16 protein-coding genes are annotated in these 17027 nt (G+C 71.1%); 11 read left to right on the top strand and 5 right to left on the bottom strand.

Going from position 1 to position 17027, the window contains the following annotated elements; translation table 11 throughout:
• Positions 1-18 precede the first annotated feature (18 nt).
• Complete coding sequence (locus DI005_RS11385) at positions 19-783, top strand: enoyl-CoA hydratase/isomerase family protein (RefSeq protein ID WP_113642089.1); 765 nt, start codon at positions 19-21, stop codon at positions 781-783.
• 4 nt (positions 784-787) lie between these two features.
• On the opposite strand, the gene DI005_RS11380 is transcribed toward DI005_RS11385, so the two are convergent.
• From DI005_RS11380 to DI005_RS11365, 4 genes are all read right to left on the bottom strand, one after another.
• Positions 788-1969 carry a PLP-dependent aminotransferase family protein gene (locus tag DI005_RS11380; protein WP_233520092.1) on the bottom strand — a complete coding sequence of 394 codons (1182 nt, stop codon included), beginning with the start codon at positions 1967-1969 and terminating at the stop codon, positions 788-790.
• A gap of 113 nt (positions 1970-2082) precedes the next feature.
• Positions 2083-2850, bottom strand: a complete 768-nt coding sequence (locus DI005_RS11375; RefSeq protein WP_113642087.1) for a crotonase/enoyl-CoA hydratase family protein — start codon at positions 2848-2850, stop codon at positions 2083-2085.
• 96 nt (positions 2851-2946) lie between these two features.
• Entirely contained in the window at positions 2947-3705 is a 759-nt protein-coding gene (locus DI005_RS11370; protein WP_113642086.1) for an SDR family NAD(P)-dependent oxidoreductase, read from the bottom strand.
• 9 nt (positions 3706-3714) lie between these two features.
• Entirely contained in the window at positions 3715-4899 is a 1185-nt protein-coding gene (locus tag DI005_RS11365) for a thiolase family protein (RefSeq protein WP_113642085.1), read from the bottom strand.
• A 138-nt stretch (positions 4900-5037) separates the two neighbouring features.
• Between DI005_RS11365 and DI005_RS11360 the strand changes: the two genes are divergently transcribed.
• From DI005_RS11360 to DI005_RS11320, 9 genes are read left to right on the top strand one after another with little or no spacing between them, the layout of a single operon-like run.
• A complete protein-coding gene (locus DI005_RS11360; RefSeq protein ID WP_233520091.1) occupies positions 5038-6201 on the top strand; it encodes an acyl-CoA dehydrogenase family protein in 1164 nt (387 codons plus the stop codon).
• A gap of 24 nt (positions 6202-6225) precedes the next feature.
• Positions 6226-6999, top strand: coding sequence for an SDR family NAD(P)-dependent oxidoreductase (locus tag DI005_RS11355; protein WP_112270556.1), 774 nt, complete (start codon positions 6226-6228; stop codon positions 6997-6999).
• An 11-nt stretch (positions 7000-7010) separates the two neighbouring features.
• Complete coding sequence (locus tag DI005_RS11350; RefSeq protein WP_112270554.1) at positions 7011-8060, top strand: LLM class flavin-dependent oxidoreductase; 1050 nt, start codon at positions 7011-7013, stop codon at positions 8058-8060.
• Entirely contained in the window at positions 8057-9709 is a 1653-nt protein-coding gene (locus DI005_RS11345; RefSeq protein ID WP_112270552.1) for an AMP-binding protein, read from the top strand. The genes DI005_RS11350 and DI005_RS11345 overlap by 4 nt, the downstream gene beginning before the upstream one ends.
• Positions 9693-10859, top strand: a complete 1167-nt coding sequence (locus DI005_RS11340; RefSeq protein ID WP_112270551.1) for an acyl-CoA dehydrogenase family protein — start codon at positions 9693-9695, stop codon at positions 10857-10859. Before DI005_RS11345 ends, DI005_RS11340 begins: the two co-directional genes overlap by 17 nt.
• On the top strand, positions 10859-11755 hold the full coding sequence (locus DI005_RS11335) for a CoA ester lyase (protein ID WP_112270550.1): 897 nt from the start codon (positions 10859-10861) through the stop codon (positions 11753-11755). The genes DI005_RS11340 and DI005_RS11335 overlap by 1 nt, the downstream gene beginning before the upstream one ends.
• A 1-nt stretch (position 11756) precedes the next feature.
• Positions 11757-12218, top strand: a complete 462-nt coding sequence (locus tag DI005_RS11330; RefSeq protein WP_112270549.1) for a MaoC family dehydratase — start codon at positions 11757-11759, stop codon at positions 12216-12218.
• Positions 12218-13669 (top strand): aldehyde dehydrogenase family protein, encoded by a 1452-nt coding sequence (locus DI005_RS11325; protein ID WP_113642084.1) that lies wholly within the window; start codon positions 12218-12220, stop codon positions 13667-13669. The genes DI005_RS11330 and DI005_RS11325 overlap by 1 nt, the downstream gene beginning before the upstream one ends.
• Before the next feature lie 35 nt (positions 13670-13704).
• Positions 13705-14922 (top strand): CaiB/BaiF CoA-transferase family protein, encoded by a 1218-nt coding sequence (locus tag DI005_RS11320; RefSeq protein ID WP_113642083.1) that lies wholly within the window; start codon positions 13705-13707, stop codon positions 14920-14922.
• A gap of 45 nt (positions 14923-14967) precedes the next feature.
• On the opposite strand, the gene DI005_RS11315 is transcribed toward DI005_RS11320, so the two are convergent.
• Entirely contained in the window at positions 14968-15732 is a 765-nt protein-coding gene (locus DI005_RS11315) for an SDR family NAD(P)-dependent oxidoreductase (protein WP_137094274.1), read from the bottom strand.
• A gap of 79 nt (positions 15733-15811) precedes the next feature.
• On the opposite strand from DI005_RS11315, the gene DI005_RS11310 reads away from it, so the two are divergent.
• On the top strand, positions 15812-16966 hold the full coding sequence (locus DI005_RS11310; RefSeq protein ID WP_233520090.1) for an acyl-CoA dehydrogenase family protein: 1155 nt from the start codon (positions 15812-15814) through the stop codon (positions 16964-16966).
• Positions 16967-17027 lie beyond the last annotated feature (61 nt).

Here is a 17027-nt window from a genome sequence, read left to right as displayed (position 1 = left end):
AATGTTGGAGGAGTGGACATGCCCGACGTCGTGGTGGACCGGATCGGGGACACGCTGTGGATCCGGCTCAACCGCCCTGAGCGCCGCAACGCCTTCGACCCCGCGATGTCGGCAGCGGTGGTGGAGGCGTTCGAGGACGCCGCGTCGGCCAGGGCCGTGGTGCTCACCGGCTCGGGCGGCAGCTTCTGCGCGGGCGGGTCGCTCCAGCAGCTGAGCACCCCCACGACCGGCCAGATGCGCGGGCTGTACCAGTCGTCGCTGCGGCTCTTCGACGCCGTGCGCTCGTGCCCCCGGCCCGTGATCGCGGCCGTCAACGGCGCAGCCGCGGGCGGGGGCAACGAGCTCGTCGTGGCGTGCGACCTCGCCGTCGCGGCCCGCTCCGCCACCTTCGGCCAGACCGGACCGCGCGTGGGCAGCGCGCCCGTCACCGGGGCGACCAACGTGATGGGCGTGCAGATCGGCGAGAAACGGGCCAAGGAGCTCGCGATGCTCTGCCGCCGCTACACCGCCGAACAGGCCAGGGAAATGGGCCTGGTCAACGAGGTCGTCGACGACGACGCACTCGAGGACACCGTCACGGCGTGGTGCGCCGAGCTGGCGCGGCTGAGCCCCCGGTACCTGGAGATCACCAAGATCAGCTCCAACATCTGGTGGAACGCCGCGCGCGACTCCTTCACCAACGGCCTCGGGATGCTGGTCCAGGCCGTCGGCAGCGCCGACATGGTGGAGGGCGCCACCGCATTCCTGGAGAAGCGCAAGCCGAGCTTCCCCGGCCCGGAGTGACTGCTCAGCTCCGCAACACGGGAGCCAGCCTGCGCACGCCCTCGGCGATCTCGTCCGCCGTGTGCGTGGTGAACGACAGGCGCATGGTCGCCCGGTCCGGCTGCCCGGCGTGGAACGGCGCTCCGGGCACGAACGCGACGGCCCGCTCCAGGGCGGCGGGCAGCAGGCGCTCGGTGTCGACGTCGCCGGGCAGGCGCAACCACACGAACATGCCGCCGTCGGGATCGCTGACCTCCGTACCGGCGGGGAGGGCCTCGGCCAGCGCCTCGATCATCGCGTCCCGCCGCGTGCGGTAGGCGGCGCAGAGGTACCGCACGTGCGCGTCGAGATCGGCCGTGGCGAGGTACGCCGCGGCCGCCGCCTGGTCGATGGTCGAGGTGTGCAGATCGGCGGCCTGCTTGGCCACCACCAGCGTCGAGCGGATCGACTCGGGTGCCCGCAGCCAGCCGAGCCGCAGCCCGGGTGCGCCGATCTTCGAGAAGCTGCCGAGGTAGAGCACGTGGTCCCCGGCCGAGGCCGCCAGCGGTGGGACGGCCTCGCCCCGGTAGCGCAGCTCGCCGTACGGGTCGTCCTCCACCACCCACACCCCGTGCGCGGCCGTGAGCTCGGCGATGGCCTGCCTGCGGTCGGCGCCGAGGGTGCGGCCCGTGGGGTTGGCGAAGGTCGGCACCAGGTACAGCAGGGCGGGCCGCTCGCGTTCGAGCAGGTCGGCCAGTGCGGTGGGGTCGATGCCCTCGGCGTCGCCCGGCATGGCGACCACCCGTGCGCCCGCCGACTGGAACGCCTGCAGCGCGGCGAGGTAGGTGGGCTCCTCGACGGCGACGACGGCGCCGGGGTCGAGCAAGACTCCGGCCACGAGGCTGAGCGCCTGCTGGGAGCCGGTGGTGATCAGCAGGTCGGCCTCGCCGGTGGGCAGTCCTCGCCGGGTCATCCGTTCGGCGACGGCGGCCCGTAGCGCGGCGTTGCCCTCGGTGGGCGCGTACTGGAGGCTGCGCCCGCCCGTGTCCTTGGAGAGGGCGCTGTCGAACGCCGCCCGCCAGCCGTCGAGATCGAACAGCTCGGGCGCGGGCAGGCCGCCGGCGAAGGAGATCACCTCTGGCCGCTGGGTCAGCGAGAGCAGGTCGCGAACGGGCGAGCGGGTGACGCCACGGGAGCGCCGGGACATGACGAGAGAAGGGGCTGACACGCGAAGGCTCCTCGGATCGGTTCTGACGAAACCGCGTCGGGGCGTACGCTCTTGCCGCCGCCCCGGCGCGCAGCAGGCTGCACTGGTCGAGGAGCCGTGATCAGTCTATCGCGTCAGCGGCCCTGCCAGACCGGAGCCCGCTTCTCCTTGAAGGCCAGCGCGCCCTCCTTGGCGTCGGCCGACGAGCGCACCGGCTCGACGAGTTCCTGCTGCAGGGCGAACGCCTCGCCCGACGGCCAGTCTCGGGCGGCCTTGATGATCTCCTTGGTCGCCCGCACAGCCAGTGGACCGTTGCGGGCGATCGCCCGTGCCAGGTCGAGCGCGGAGTCGCGGGCGGAGCCCGGCTCAGTCAGCCTGCTGACCAGGTGCACCTCGTGGGCGAGCTTCGCGGGCACGAACTCGCCGGTCAGCGCCCACTCGACGGCGAGGTGGTACGGCACGCGCTCGGGCAGCCGCAGCAGCCCGCCGCCCGCGGCGACGAGCCCGCGCTTGACCTCGGGCAGGCCGAACACGGCGTTGTCCGCGGCGACGATCAGGTCGCACGCGAGCACGATCTCGAACCCGCCCGCGATCGCGTGTCCCTCCACGGCCGCGATCACCGGCTTCGCCGGCGGCTGCTCGACGATGCCCGCGAAGCCCCGGCCGGGCACGGACGGCCGCTCTCCGGCGAGGAACGCCTTGAGGTCCATCCCGGCGCAGAACGTCGACCCCGCGCCCGTGATCACGCCCGCGACCAGGTCGTCACGCTCGTCCAGCTCGTCCATCGCGGCGGCGATCGCCTCGGCGGCGGCGGTGTTGATCGCGTTGCGGGCGTCAGGCCGGTTGAGGGTGACGACCTGCACGCCGTCGATCTGCTCGGTCAGGACAACGGGGTCGGACACGGTGCTCTCCTTACGGGAACGCAGAACTCGTGGTCGGGAACGCAGAACTCGTGGTTCTGAGCGGGGGACTCGCGGGCTGGAGCGGGGTACTCGCTGTTACTTCGGGGGCATGCGGATCGCGCCGTCGAGGCGGATCGTCTCGCCGTTGAGCATCGGGTTGTCGACGATGTGGTGGGCCAGCGCGGCGAACTCGTCCGAGTCGCCGAGCCGCTGGGGGTGCGGGGTCTGCTTGGCGAGGCCGTCGCGGATCTCGTCGGAGAACCGGGACAGGATCGGGGTGTCGAACGTACCGGGCGCGATGGAGCACACCCGCACGAGCTTGCGGGCCAGGTCCCGGGCGGCGACCAGCGTCATGCCGACCACGCCGGATTTGGCCGACGCGTAGGGGATCTGTCCGATCTGTCCTTCCCACGCGGCCACCGACGCGGTCAGCACGCACACGCCGCGCTCGCCGTCGACGGGCTCGTTGGTCACCATCCGCGCCGCGGTCAGCCGCAGCACGTTGAAGGTGCCGATCAGGTTGGTCCGCACGATCGACTCGTAGGCCTCCAGCGAGCCGGGGGAGCCGTCGCGCTCCACGACGCGAACGGTGCCGCCGCGGCCCGCGCAGTGCACGAGGGCACGGATCGGGCCCCGCGCGAGGTCGAGCGCCTCCGACACGGCGCCGGCGTCGGCGACGTCGGCGGCGCCGAAGCGCACCAGCTCGCCCAGCTCCTTGGCGATCCGCTCGCCGTCGGACGTGGGCAGGTCGACGATCACGGTGGGCACGCCGCGCTCCACGAAGCGGCGCACGGTCGCGAGGCCCAGCCCCGAGGCCCCACCCGTGACGACGGCGGCGGAGTTGTCCAGCTTCATCTCTCTCCTCTACGCGCTCAGGTTCTCGACGATCGCGGCGTTGGCCATGCCGCCCGCCTCGCACATGGTCTGCAGGCCGTAGCGCCCGCCGGCGCGTTCCAGGTGGTTGATCATCGTGGTCATCAGCCGGCAGCCGGACGCGCCGAGCGGGTGCCCGAGCGCGATCGCGCCGCCCGCCGGGTTGAGCCGGTCGTCGGGCACGCCGAACTCCCGCTGCCAGGCGAGCGGCACCGGCGCGAACGCCTCGTTCACCTCGACGGCGTCGATCCGGTCGAGTCCGACGCCCGACCTGGCGAGCACCTTGTGCGTGGCCGGGATCGGCCCGGTGAGCATCAGCGTCGGGTCGTCGCCGACCACGGCGCTCGCGACGATCGCGGCCCTGGGGCGCAGGCCCAGTGCCTTCGCCTGCTCCTCCGACATGACGAGCAGCGCGCTCGCGCCGTCGGTGATCTGCGAGGAGTTGCCCGCCGTGATCAGCCACTCCAGCTCGGGGAACCGGCTCAGGTACGGCTCGCGGGCGAACGCGGGCGCCAGCCCGGCGAGCCGCTCGGGCGTGGTGCCCTCCCGGATGCTCTCGTCGCTGGTCACCGTGGTGCCGTCCGGAGTGGTGATCGGCACGATCTCACCGTCGAAACCGCCGTTCGCCCGCACGGCCGCGGCGCGCGCGTGCGAGCGGGCGGAGTACTCGTCCAGCTCGGCGCGGGTCAGCTTCCATTTCCTGGCGACCAGCTCGGCCGAGACGCCCTGCGGCACCAGGTCTGGGAACCGGGCGCGCACCGAGGGGCCGAACGGGTCGGCGTCCATGCGGGCAGAGCCCATCGGGACGCGGCTCATCGACTCGACGCCCGCGGCGATCGCGATGTCGTAGGCCCCGGCCACCACGCCCTGCACGGCGAAGTCCACGGCCTGCTGGCCGGAGCCGCATTTGCGCTCGATGGTGGTGGACGGGACGTGGGTGGGGAACCCGGCGGCGAGCACGGCCTGACGACCGGGCGTCGCCGACTGCTCACCGGCCTGGCCGACGCAGCCGACGAGCACGTCGTCGATGGTGGCCGGGTCGAGGTCGTTGCGGGCCACGAGTGCCGTCAGCACCTGAGCCAGGAGGTCGACCGGGTGGACGCCGGCGAGCGCACCTGACTTCTTGCCGCGTCCCATGGGGGAGCGGACGGCGTCCACGATGACGGCCCGGCCCATTGCGCCTCCTCAAATCTATGATGATGATAACCAGAATCCATCTTGCCCAGGATGGCAAGGATGAAGCAAGCTTGACCCCATTCGCGGCAAGACTATGATGATGATTACTATGAAAACGTAGGCAGGAACGGAGTCCTCGTGACACAGGTGATCGACGCTGACGAACAGCGCGCACTCAAGGAGGTCGCCGCCAAGGTCGCCCTGGAACGGTACGCGCCGCACGCGGAGGAATGGGACCGTTCGCGCACGGCTTTCCCCCACGACGAACGCCGCTATCTGGGTGAACTCGGCTTCCTCGGCATCGCGCTGCCGGAGCGCTACGGAGGGGGCGGGGCGCCGCTGCAGCACGCGCTGACCGTGATCGAGGAGCTGGCGAAGGAGTGCCGCCCCGCCGCGTTCCAGGTGTTCGAGTCCAACACCGGCCCCGCGCAGGTGGTGGCCCGGCTCGGCACCGAGGAGCAGCGCGAGCGCTTCCTGCCGCCGATCATCCGGGGAGACGCCACGCTGGCCGTCGCGATCTCGGAGCCCGACGCGGGCTCGGCCGCGACCGACCTGAAGACCAAGGCGGTGCCCGAGGGCGACAAGGTCAGGATCACCGGCGGCAAGCGCTGGATCTCCAACGGCAGCGAGGCCGACCACTACCTCGTCTACGCGCGGATGAACGACGAGCCCGGCTCGAAGGGGATCGGCGCGGTCCTCGTCGAGGCCGACCGGCCCGGCGTGAGCTTCGGTCAGCGCGAGAAGCTGATGGGCTTCCGGGGCATCCCCTCGGCCGACGTGCTCTTCGACGACGTCGTGGTCCCCGCCGGGAACGTCGTGCTCGGCCCCGGCCGGTTCCGCGAGCTCTTCGGCGCGTTCTCCATCGAGCGACTCGGCAACGCCACCATGAGCCTCGCGATCGGTCAGGCCGCGCTCGACCGCACGGTGCGCTACGTGCAGGAACGCACCCAGTTCGGCAAGCCGCTGGTGGAGTTCCAGAGCGTGCAGATGAGCCTCGCCGACATGGTGCTGCAGGTGGAGGCCGCGCGGCTGCTGATCCGGCGCGCCGCGGCCGACTTCGGCGACGGCCTGCCGAACTCCCTGGAGGTCTCGCTCGCCAAGTGCACCGCCAACGAGATGGCCAAGAAGGTCACCGACCTGGCGATGCAGCTGCACGGCGGTAACGGCTACACCGAGGAGTTCGGGCTCGAACGCCTGCACCGCGACTCGCACGGGTGGGCCCTCGCCGGGGGTACCCCGGCGATGCAGCGCATCCGCATCGTCTCCGAACTGCTCGGCCGCTCGTTCGACCAACGCCGCTGACCGGCTCACCTGGAAGGGAAACACATGACACGCCGCTTCGAAGACCGCATCGTCGCTGTCGTCGGCGGTGGATCGGGCATGGGCCGGTCCATCTCCCTGCGCCTGGCGTCGGAGGGAGCCCACGTCTACGTGGCCGACCTGGCCGCCGACGCCGCCGAAGGCGTGGCGAAGGAGATCGTGGCCGCCGGTGGCAGCGCCACCCCGCAGCAGGTCGACGCCACGGACAACACCAGCCTCACCGCCCTGTTCGACCGCATCCGCACCGAGCACGGGGTACTGCACGCCCTGCACGCCCAGGTCGGCATGCCCGGCCCGGCCGGCCTCGAGGTCAGCGACGAGGAGTGGGCCAAGAACATCGACGTCAACGTCAAGAGCGCCTACTACACCTGCACGCTCGGCTTCGACCTGCTGAAGGCAGCGGGCGGCAAGGGCTCCATCACGCTGACCTCCTCGACATCGGCGCTGGTCGGCTCGCCCTTCAGCCCCATCTACTCGCTCACCAAGGGCTCGCTCGTTCCGTTCACCCGCTCGCTCGCGCTGGTCGGCGCGCCCGACGGCGTGCGGGTGAACGTCGTGTGTCCCGGCACGGTGCACACCCCCATGCTCGCGCAGTTCTTCGGCCGCGAGCCAGGTGCGGACGTCTCGGAGCTGACCAAGAACTTCGTCTCCGGGATCCCGCTGGGCCGCGGCGCCCAGCCCGAGGAGATCGCCTCGGTCATCGCGTTCCTCGCCAGCGACGACGCCAGCTACGTCACCGGGGTCACCATCCCGGTCGACGGCGGCCTGACCGCGAAGTAGGTAGGTACCCCATGGTCCAGGTCGGTCTCCTGCTCAGCGACGTGCCGAAGGACGTACCACCGGCACAGCAGTTCGACGACGTGCTGCGGATCGTGGAAACGGCGCAGCGCAACGGCTTCACCTACATCGCCATCGGGCAGCACTTCCTCTACGGAGAGCTGCGCTGGCTGCAGCCCGTGCCGCTGCTCGCGCGCCTGGCCGCCGAGGTCGACCCGCACGTCAAGCTCGTCACCCAGATCATGATCGCCCCGCTCTACCACCCGGTGATCCTGGCCGAGGAGCTCGCCACCCTCGACGTGGTCACCGAGGGAAGGCTCGTCTTCGGCGCCGGGATCGGATACCGGCCCGAGGAGTTCGGCTACCTCGGCATCCCGTTCAAGGAGCGGGCGTCCCGGATGGACGAGGCGCTGGAGGTGATCACGCGCCTGTGGACCGAGGACGAGGTGACGCACCGCGGCAGGCACTGGCGGCTCGACGGCGTCGCCCCGCACATCCGCCCCGTGCAGCGGCCGCACCCGCCGATCTGGATCGGCGCCCAGAAGAAGCCCGGCGTCGAGCGCGCGGGGCGGCTCGGTGACGCCTACGCATGCCCGCCGGAGGCATCCCGCGACGAGGCCGCGGAGCGCTACCGCATCGTCCGCGACCGCTTCGCCGCCCGCGGCAAGGAGTTCGGCCCGCAGCCGCTGCGCCGCAACGTGCTCGTGGCCGACAGCCGCGAGCAGGCCATCGCCGAGTACGCCCGCGTCGCCAAGGGCAAGTACCTCAGCTATGCCAGCAAGGGCTTCGACCTGATGGGCAAGCAGGAGCTGGAGGACTCGTTCGCCGAGACCGTCGCCGGGCACGCCGTGCTCGGCTCACCGGAGGAGGTGGTGAAGCAGCTGACCGAGCTGGTCACCACGCTGCCCGTCGACCCGTTGCTCGTCCGTCCACAGTGGCCCAGCATGGACGGCGCCGAGACCGTGGCGACCATCGAGCGCCTCGGCCGCGACGTGGTGCCCGCCATCACGGCGATCACGCCGCGCAGCGACATCCCCGCACTCGCCGGCGAGCGGGCGTCATGACCCAGGTGTACCGCGATCTCGTGCCCACGTTCAGCGACCCGCACGACTGGACGCTGAACACCGTGCTGCGCCACCATGCGTCCGTCCGTGGGGACTCCACGTTCCTCATGACCCCCGAGGAGGGTCTGGAGTGGACGTACGCGGAGATCCTCGGCTCGGCCGAGCGGATCGCGGGCGCGCTGGGCAAGGCCGGAGCCGAGCAGGGCGACCGGGTGATCATCATGGCGCTCAACTCGTCGCGCCTGGTGCGCAGCTGGTTCGGCACCGCCGTCGGCGGGCAGGTCGAGGTGCCCATCAACACCAACTACGAGGGCGAGTTCCTGCGCCACCAGGTGGTGACCGTCGGCGCGAGGTGGGCCGTCATCGACGACACCTTCGCCGAGCGGTTCGTCGCGATCGCCGAGCACGCCCGCGGCATCGAGAAGTTCTGGGTGATCGACACCGGCCACGGGGCCGAGGCCGTCGAGCTGTTGCGGCGCAACGGCTGGAGCGCCGAGCCGTGGGACGCGCTCGAAGAGGGGCCCGTGCTCCAGCGGTCCGCGCCGAGGCCCGAGGAGCTGGGCGCGATCTTCTTCACCTCCGGCACCACGGGCCCGTCCAAGGGCGTGGCCATGCCCCACTCGCAGCTGTACTTCTTCGCCCAGATCGTGGTGTCACTGACGCGGCTGACCCACGAGGACACCTACCTCACCACCACGCCGCTGTTCCACGGCAACGCCCAGTTCATGGCGGTCTACCCGGCGCTGGTGGCCGGCGCGAGGGCGGTGGTGCGGCCCAAGTTCAGCGCGAGCCGGTGGATCGACCACGTCCGCGACTCCGGCGTGACGGTGACCAACTTCGTCGGCGTGATGATGGACTTCGCGTGGAAACAGCCACCACGCGACAACGACCTCGACAACCGGCTGCGCTGCGTCTACGCGGCGCCCACGGCCAGCTCGATCGTCGAGCAGTTCAAGAAGCGCTACGGCATCGAGGCTTTCGTCGACGCCTTCGGGCTCACCGAGACGTGCGCGCCGATCATGTCGCCCTACGGCGTCGACCGGCCCGCGGGCGCGGCGGGACTCCAGGCCGCGGACTGGTTCGACATCCGGCTCGTCGACCCGGAGACCGATCGCGAGGTGCCGGTCGGCGAGATCGGCGAGCTGGTGGTGCGGCCCAAACAGCCATGGACGTGCAGCATGGGCTACTACGGGATGCCGGAGAAGACCGTCGAGGCGTGGCGCAACCTGTGGTTCCACACCGGTGACGCACTGCGCAAGGACGCCGACGGCTGGTTCTACTTCGTCGACCGCTACAAGGACGCGCTGCGCCGTCGCGGCGAGAACATCAGCTCCTACGAGGTGGAGCAGGCGGTGCTCGGGCACCCGGCGGTCACCGAGTGCGCCGTGATCGGTGTTCCGGCCGGGGTGGACGCGGGTGAGGACGAGGTGCTCGCCGTGGTCGTCACCTCGCAGCCGTGCGACCCGGCCGGGATCCTGGAGTGGTGCCGGGGCCGCATCCCCGAGTTCGCCATCCCCAGGTTCGTGCGGTTCGTCGACGCGCTCCCCAAGACTCCGTCGGAGAAGGTACGCAAGGCCGCGCTGCGCGAGTCGGGCATCACCGCCGACACGTTCGACCGGCAGGAGAAGGTGCATGAACTTCAGCGCTGACACCACCCACGACGACATCCGCGCCGCCGTGCGCGCGCTGTGCTCCGACTTCCCCGACGACTACTGGGCAGAGCACGACCAGACCCAGGAGTTCCCGTGGGACTTCTACAACGCCGTGGTGAAGGGCGGCTGGCTCGGGCTCACCGTGCCCGCCGAGTACGGCGGCGGCGGGCTGGGCGTCACCGAGGCCGCGATCGTCGAACAGGAGATCGCCGCGTCGGGCGCGGGCATGAACGGCTGCAGCGCCGTCCACATCGGGATCTTCGGATTCGAGCCGATCATCCGGCACGGCAGCGAGGAGCTGAAGCGGCGGTTCCTGCCAAGGCTCGTCGAGGGCGACCTGCACACGTCGTTCGCGGTGACCGAGCCCGACGCGGGCACCGACACCACCAACATCTCCACGTTCGCCAGGAAGGTGGACGGCGGCTGGTCGATCTCCGGCAAGAAGGTGTGGATCACCAAGGCACAGGAGGCCGAGCGCATGCTCATCCTGTGCCGCACGGCGCCGCGCTCGGCCAGTCCCAAGCGCACCGCGGGGATGACGCTGTTCTTCGCGCCGCTGGACCGCGATCGCGTGACCGTGCGCAAGATCCCGAAGATGGGGCGCAACGCCATCGACACCAACGAGCTGTTCATCGACGAGCTGTTCGTGCCCGACTCGGACGTCGTCGGCGAGGTCGGCGGCGGGTTCAAGGCGATCCTCGCCGGGCTCAACGCCGAGCGCGTGATCTCGGCCAACGCGGCGATCGGCATCGGCAGGGCGGCGTTGCGCAGGGCCACGGCCTACGCGTCCGAGCGCACCGTGTTCGGCAGGCCCATCGGGCAGAACCAGGCCATCTCACACCCCTTGGCGAGGGCGCTCGTGCAGCTCGACGCCGCTGACCTCATGTGCAAGCAGGCGGCGTGGCTGCTCGACCACGGTCACTCGGCGGGCAAGGAGTCCAACGAGGCGAAGTTCCTCGCCGCCGAGGCCGGGTTCTTCGCCGCCGACGCGGCGCTGAGTGCGCACGGCGGGTACGGGTACTCGAAGGAGTACCACATCGAGCGCTACTTCCGGGAGGCGCGGCTGATGCGCATCGCGCCGATCAGCCAGGAGATGGTGCTGAACTACGTGGCCGAGCACGTGCTCGGCCTGCCGAGGAGCTACTGATGCGGCCCTACCGTTCCGTGCTGTTCCTCCCAGGCCACCGCCCGTCGTGGGTGGGCAAGGCGCTCGCGGCAGGCGCGGACGCGCTGGTGCTCGACCTCGAGGACTCGGTGCCCGCGGGGGAGAAGGAGGCCGCGAGGGCCACGGTCGCGGAGTCGATCGGGCGCATCCGCGAGACACACGCGGACGTGGGCGTGTTCGTGCGCGTCAACCCGCTCGACACGAAGCTCACCGGCGGCGACCTCGAAGCCGTGGTCGTACCCGGCCTCACGGGCGTCTTCGCGCCCAAGATCGAGCGGGCCACCGACGTGCTGCGGTACGACGCGCTGCTCGACCACTTCGAGACCCGCAACGGGGTTTCCGGGCTGGAGTACATCGTGCCGGTGGAGACGGTCGGCGCCATCCACAACTGCCGCGAGGTCGCAACGGCCTCGGCGAGGGTCGGCGCGATGATCGGCCCCACCGCCGAGCACGCCGACATCGCGCGCGCGGTGGGTTACGAGTGGACCCCGGAGGGCACCGAGACCCTCTACCACCGCAGCCGCATCCTGCTCGCCTGCCGCGAGGCGGGCATCCACGCGCTGACGGGGCTGTGGGAGGACCTGGCCGATCTCGACGGGCTGCGCGAGTTCGCCCGCGGGGGCAGGCAGCTCGGCTTCCGCGGCATGATCGCGATCCACCCGAGCCACGTGCCCGTGATCAACGACGTGTTCTCTCCGTCGGCGGCCGACGTCGAGTTCTACTCAGGACTCGTCGAGGCCTACGAGAAGGCCGCCGCCGAGGGCACGGGCGCGCTGCGCTACCGCGGCGTGCACATCGACAGGGCCCACTACGACAAGGCGGTGGACTGGCTGGCACGCGCGGAGGCCATCGCCTCGAACGAGAAGAGCGGTGACTGACATGCGCGGCCTCTACTTCGAGGAGTTCGAGATCGGCGCGGAGTACAAACACGCGTTCCGCCGCACGATCACCGAGATGGACAACGTCATGTTCACCTCGCTGACCATGAACGTCGCACCGCTGCACCTCGACGAGGAGTACGCGAAGACGACGGTGCACGGCGCGCGGGTGCTCAACAGCCTGTTCACCGTGGCGCTCATCGGCGCTTTCCACGTGCCCGAGCTGACCATGGGAACCACGCTGGGCAACCTCGGCTACGACAGGATCACGTTCCCGCACCCGGTGTTCCACGGCGACACCCTGCGGGCTGAGACGACCATTGTGGACAAACGAGAGTCCAGGAGCCGCGACGACTCCGGGGTCGTCTGGTTCGAGCACCGGGGATACAACCAGAACGACGTGCTGGTCTGCGAGATGCGCCGCGTCGGTCTGATGCTCAAGAAGCCGAAGGAAGGTGTCTGATGGAACGGGACTTCGTGCCGGACGTGCGCACGCTGACCATCGGGAACAAGCCGGTCGAGCCGGCCGGTGACCGGTGGGACGTCGTCAACCCGGCGACCGAGGAGGTCATCGCCACCGTCGGGGGCGCGTCGGCGGACCAGGTCGACCAGGCCGTCCGCGCGGCGCGGGACGCGTTCGACGGCTGGGCCGCGCTCTCCGGTGAGGAGCGCTCCGCCGCGATCCACCGGCTCGCCGACGTGCTGGAGTCGAGGACCGACCAGCTGCTGGCCTCGATCGTCAACGAGGTGGGCACGCCGGTGTCGCTCGCCGAGTTCATGCAGGTCAAGATGGGGCTCGGGCACCTGCGCTGGCAGGCGGACGCGGCGAAGAAGGACCGCACGCAGCACCTCGGCGCCTACGACGTGCCGGTGCCGACGATGAGCGACGTGACCCACTACCCGGTGGGTGTCGTCGCCGCGATCACCGGCTACAACTACCCGCTCAATCTCGCGATCTTCAAGTTCGGCGCCGCGCTCGCGGCCGGCTGCACCGTGGTGCTGCTGCCCTCGCCGCGGACGCCGCTGACCACGCTGTTCTTCGGTGACCTCTCCCGCGAGGCCGGGCTGCCCGACGGCGTGTTCAACGTGATCATCGGCGGCGCCGATGTCGGGCAGCGGCTCTCGTCGCACCCCGGCGTGGACAAGGTGTCGTTCACCGGCTCCGACACGGTCGGCGCCAAGATCATGGAGCAGGCCGCGGCGAACCTGTCCGGCGTCACGCTGGAGCTCGGCGGCAAGTCGGCCAACATCGTGCTGCCCGGCTGCGACGTCGAGGACTTCGCCGTGGAGATGCACCTGCGCTGGTCGCGCAACGGCGGGCAGGGCTGCGCGGCGCTGGCCCGGCTGCTCGTGCACGAGAGCCTGTACGACCGGTTCCTCGAAGCGGGCGCGGCCGCGTTCGACCAGATGAAGGTCGGCGACCCCTGGGACCCGGCGACCAACATCGGCCCGATGATCCGGCCCGACCACCGCGAGCGCGTGCAGGGCTTCATCGACGGCTCACTCGCCGACGGCGGCGAGGTGCTGCTTTCGGTCGGCACCCCGGTGCCGGACAAGGGCTACTTCATCAACCCGGTGCTGCTGGGGGGCCTGCCGCACACGGCGAGGGCCGTGCAGCAGGAGATCTTCGGCCCCGTGGCCGTGATCCTGCCCTTCCGCGACACCGACGAGGCGATCCGGCTCGCCAACGACACGGCGTTCGGCCTCGCGGCGAACGTGTGGGCGCCAGATCTCGGCGAGGGCCGCCGGGTCGCCGAACGCCTGCGGGCGGGCACCGTCTGGATCAACGGCGGTGGCGCCATGCGCCCCGACGCGCCGTTCGGCGGGTCAGGCCGCTCCGGCATCGGCAGGGAGATCGGTGAGTGGGGCATCCACGAATACCTGGAACCGCGGCACATCCAATGGCGCGTCTAGGCACCGCGAGTCCGAGAGCACGAAAGTAGGGGAGCATGGCAGCGACCAGATCCACAGGCGCGGGGCCGCTCGCGGGCGTGCGGGTGCTTGAGCTCGGCGCCGGATACGCCGCGCCGACCACGGGCCGGATGCTGCGCGACTTCGGCGCTGACGTGGTCAAGGCCGAGGATCCGCGCAACGGGGACTACGCGCGGCAGTGGGTGCCGCAGAAGGACGGGCTCTCACTCGGCTTCTGCAGGCTCAACGCCGGCAAACGGTCGGTGGGCATCGACCTGCGCTCGGAGAAGGGGCGCGACGTGGTGCGGCGACTGGCGTCCACTGTGGACGTCGTCGTGGAGTCGTTCCGGCCGGGCAGGCTCGAGGGCTGGGGGCTCGGCTACGACGTCCTCAGCGCGGACAACCCCGGCCTGGTGCTGACGCGGGTCTCCGGCTTCGGCCAGACCGGCCCGTACCGCTCCCGGCCGGGCTTCGGCACCGTGGCGGAGACCTCCAGCGGGTTCGCCCAGATCAACGGCTGGCCCGAGCTGCCGCCCACGGCGCCGCCGTTCGGCTTCGCCGACTCGATCGCGGGTATCTCGGCGGCCATGGGCACGGCGATGTCGCTGTTCCGCCGCGAGCGCACCGGTGAGGGCGACGTGGTGGACGTGGCACTGTACGAGCCGCTGATGTTCATCATCGGCGACATGATGCTCAAGTACACCTCGCTCGGTGAGGTGCAGGGCCGCATCGGCAACGACACCGGCGCGGCCTCGCCCCGCGGCATCTACCAGGCCGCGGACGGCAAGTACCTGTCGATCGCCGCGTCCAACCAGGCGATCGCCGCGCGACTGTTCGCGGCGATGGGGCAGCCCGAGCTGGTCGAGGACCCCCGCTTCGCCACCAACTCGGCGCGGCTGGCGAACAACGAGCTGGTGCAGAAGCACGTGGCCGACTGGGTGCGGTCGCTGCCGAGGGCGGAGGCGCTGCGGATCCTGGAGGAGCACGACGTGGTCAACGCGCCCGTCAACGACGCCTCCGACATCGTCACCGACCCGCACTTCCTCGAGCGCACGCTGGTGGGCATCACCGGCGAGCACGGTCTCGGCTCGGTGCTCATGCCAGGGCCGGTGCTGCACCTGGCGAGCTACGACGGTCCCGGCTACGACGGCGTGCCGACCGTGGGGCAGCACACGCGGGAGGTGCTCGGCGGGCGGCTCGGCCTCGGTGAGGGCGAGCTGGCCACACTCGGCGCGGAGGGCGTCGTCACCAGCTGACCCGGTGGCGCGCCGGGGCCGTGCGGTGGCCCCGGCGCGCCACGGTCAGGGCTGGCCGCCGTCCACGGTGAGCACGGCGCCCGTGGTGTAGCTGGAGGCGTCGCTGGCCAGGTAGACGGCCATGCCGACGATCTCGTCGGGCTGACCGCCGCGGCGCAGTGCGAAGCCCTGCGCCCGCTGGGCGAATGTCTCGGGGTCCCACGACGCGCTGACGTCGGTGTGGAACGTGCCCGCCATGATCGCGTTGCAGCGCACCGAGGGGCCGAATGCGTGGGCGAAGCCGATGGTGACGGCGTTGAGGCCGGCCTTGGCGGCGGCGTAGGGCACCACGGCGGGCCGGGGGTGCGCGGCGGCGGCGCTGCTGATGTTGATGATGGAGCCGCCGCTTCCCCGCGCCATGCGGGTGCCCACCAGCGCGGACAGCCGGAACGGGCCCTTGAGGTTGACGCCGAGGACCTTGTCGAACAGCTCCTCGCTCACGCCGTCGAGGCTGTCGTAGAGCGGCGACATGCCCGCGTTGTTGACGAGCACGTCGACGTGGCCGAACCGGTCGTAGGCGGCGTCCACCAGGGCCTCCAGCCCGCCCCAGCGCCCGACGTGCGCGCTCACGGGCAGGGCGGCGCGTCCGGTCTCACGCTCCACCTCGGCGGCGGTCCGCTCGCACGAGTCGAGGTTGCGGCTGGCGATCACCACGTCGGCTCCCGCTCGGGCGAGGCCGAACACCATCGCCCTGCCGAGGCCCCTGCTGCCGCCGGTCACCAGCGCGACCCTGCCGGTCAGGTCGAACGCCGTCGTCGGATCGAACGTCACGAAGCCTCCTCTTGAACGTATTCCTTGTTATGGTAATCATAGATAGTCGCGAAGTGAAGCCGAGGACGAAGGAGTACCGGTGGGCGAGACGCACGAGCAACCCCTGTTCGAGCTCCCTGCGCCGTACCGCGCGCTGCAGGACGAGGCGAGGGGGTTCGCCGAATCGGTACGCGACATCGCGGAGCGGGCCGACGAGGCCGACGACATCGACCCGGAGATGCGCAAGCGGCTGGCGGAGACGGGGCTGGCCTCGATCATGGTCCCGGCCGAGTTCGGCGGCCGCCACGCGGAGGTCGACTCCCTGGCGGTGACCGTGGTGCGCGAGGCGTTCGCCGCGGAGAGCGCGCACCTCGACTCGCTGCTCGGCATGCAGGGCATCGGCAGCTACGCCATCGGCAAGGGCGGCAGCAGAGAGCTGTGCGAGGAGTGGCTGCCGAAGGTCGCCAGGCTGGAGGCCATCGCCGCGCTGGCGCTGACCGAGCCCGGGGTCGGCTCCGACCTCAAGGCACTGTCCACATCGGTCACCGAGCGTGACGGCGAGCTGGTGGTCAACGGCCACAAGTCCTTCATCACCAACGCCGGCGACGCGGACTTCTACTGCGTGCTCGCCCGCGAGGGCGAGGGCTACTCGCTCGTGCTGGTGCCGGCCGCGGCGCCCGGCGTCTCGGTGGAGAAGGCGCACCAGATCATCGCGCCGCACGTGCTCGGCGACGTGCTCCTCCACGACGTGCGGGTGCCGGCGGGCAACCGGCTGGGGGAGCCGGGCAAGGGCTTCTCGCTGGTGCTCGCCACGCTCGCGACGTTCCGGGTCTCGGTGGCGGGCGCCGCGGTGGGGCTCGCACAGGCGGCGCTGGAGGAAGCCGTCCGGCACGCGGCGGGCCGCGAGCAGTTCGGCGTGAGCCTCGCGCGGCTCGGCTCGGTTCCCGGCAACCTCGCCCTTTCGTGGACCGACATCGAGGGCGCGCGAACGCTCACCTACCGTGCAGCGGCCGCCGCGGCCCGTGACCCGCTCGGCAACCTGCACCTGTCCTCGATGGCGAAGGTCGCCGCGACGGAGGCGGCCGCGCGGGTGGTGGACCGGTGCGTGCAGACGATGGGCCGGTTCGGGCTCGTGCGCGGCAGCAAAATCGAACGCCTGTACCGCGAGGCGCGGCCGATGCGCATCTACGAGGGGTCCACGGAGGTCATCCTCGACTCACTCGCCAAGCAACTCGTAAAACGCTTGACCAAATAGGTCGCGACACTCGCCGGGGCGCCTGCGCCGCCTGCCGCCGGTCACGCCGGTATGCTGCGAT

This window comes from Prauserella sp. PE36 (assembly GCF_003311655.1).
GTDB classification, from domain to species: Bacteria; Actinomycetota; Actinomycetes; order Mycobacteriales; family Pseudonocardiaceae; genus Prauserella_A; species Prauserella_A endophytica.
The sequence above is the reverse complement of the archived record's forward strand: the minus strand, read 5'-3'. Positions and strand labels throughout refer to the sequence as shown.

What these genes read in the sequence shown, in the direction of transcription:
- DI005_RS11385 (WP_113642089.1), top strand. Translation starts at nt 19, where the DNA reads ATGCCCGACGTCGTGGTGGACCGGATCGGGGACACGCTGTGGATCCGG.
- DI005_RS11370 (WP_113642086.1), bottom strand. Translation starts at nt 3,705, where the DNA reads ATGAAGCTGGACAACTCCGCCGCCGTCGTCACGGGTGGGGCCTCGGGG.
- DI005_RS11365 (WP_113642085.1), bottom strand. Translation starts at nt 4,899, where the DNA reads ATGGGCCGGGCCGTCATCGTGGACGCCGTCCGCTCCCCCATGGGACGC.
- DI005_RS11355 (WP_112270556.1), top strand. Translation starts at nt 6,226, where the DNA reads ATGACACGCCGCTTCGAAGACCGCATCGTCGCTGTCGTCGGCGGTGGA.
- DI005_RS11350 (WP_112270554.1), top strand. Translation starts at nt 7,011, where the DNA reads ATGGTCCAGGTCGGTCTCCTGCTCAGCGACGTGCCGAAGGACGTACCA.
- DI005_RS11345 (WP_112270552.1), top strand. Translation starts at nt 8,057, where the DNA reads ATGACCCAGGTGTACCGCGATCTCGTGCCCACGTTCAGCGACCCGCAC.
- DI005_RS11340 (WP_112270551.1), top strand. Translation starts at nt 9,693, where the DNA reads ATGAACTTCAGCGCTGACACCACCCACGACGACATCCGCGCCGCCGTG.
- DI005_RS11335 (WP_112270550.1), top strand. Translation starts at nt 10,859, where the DNA reads ATGCGGCCCTACCGTTCCGTGCTGTTCCTCCCAGGCCACCGCCCGTCG.
- DI005_RS11330 (WP_112270549.1), top strand. Translation starts at nt 11,757, where the DNA reads ATGCGCGGCCTCTACTTCGAGGAGTTCGAGATCGGCGCGGAGTACAAA.
- DI005_RS11325 (WP_113642084.1), top strand. Translation starts at nt 12,218, where the DNA reads ATGGAACGGGACTTCGTGCCGGACGTGCGCACGCTGACCATCGGGAAC.
- DI005_RS11320 (WP_113642083.1), top strand. Translation starts at nt 13,705, where the DNA reads ATGGCAGCGACCAGATCCACAGGCGCGGGGCCGCTCGCGGGCGTGCGG.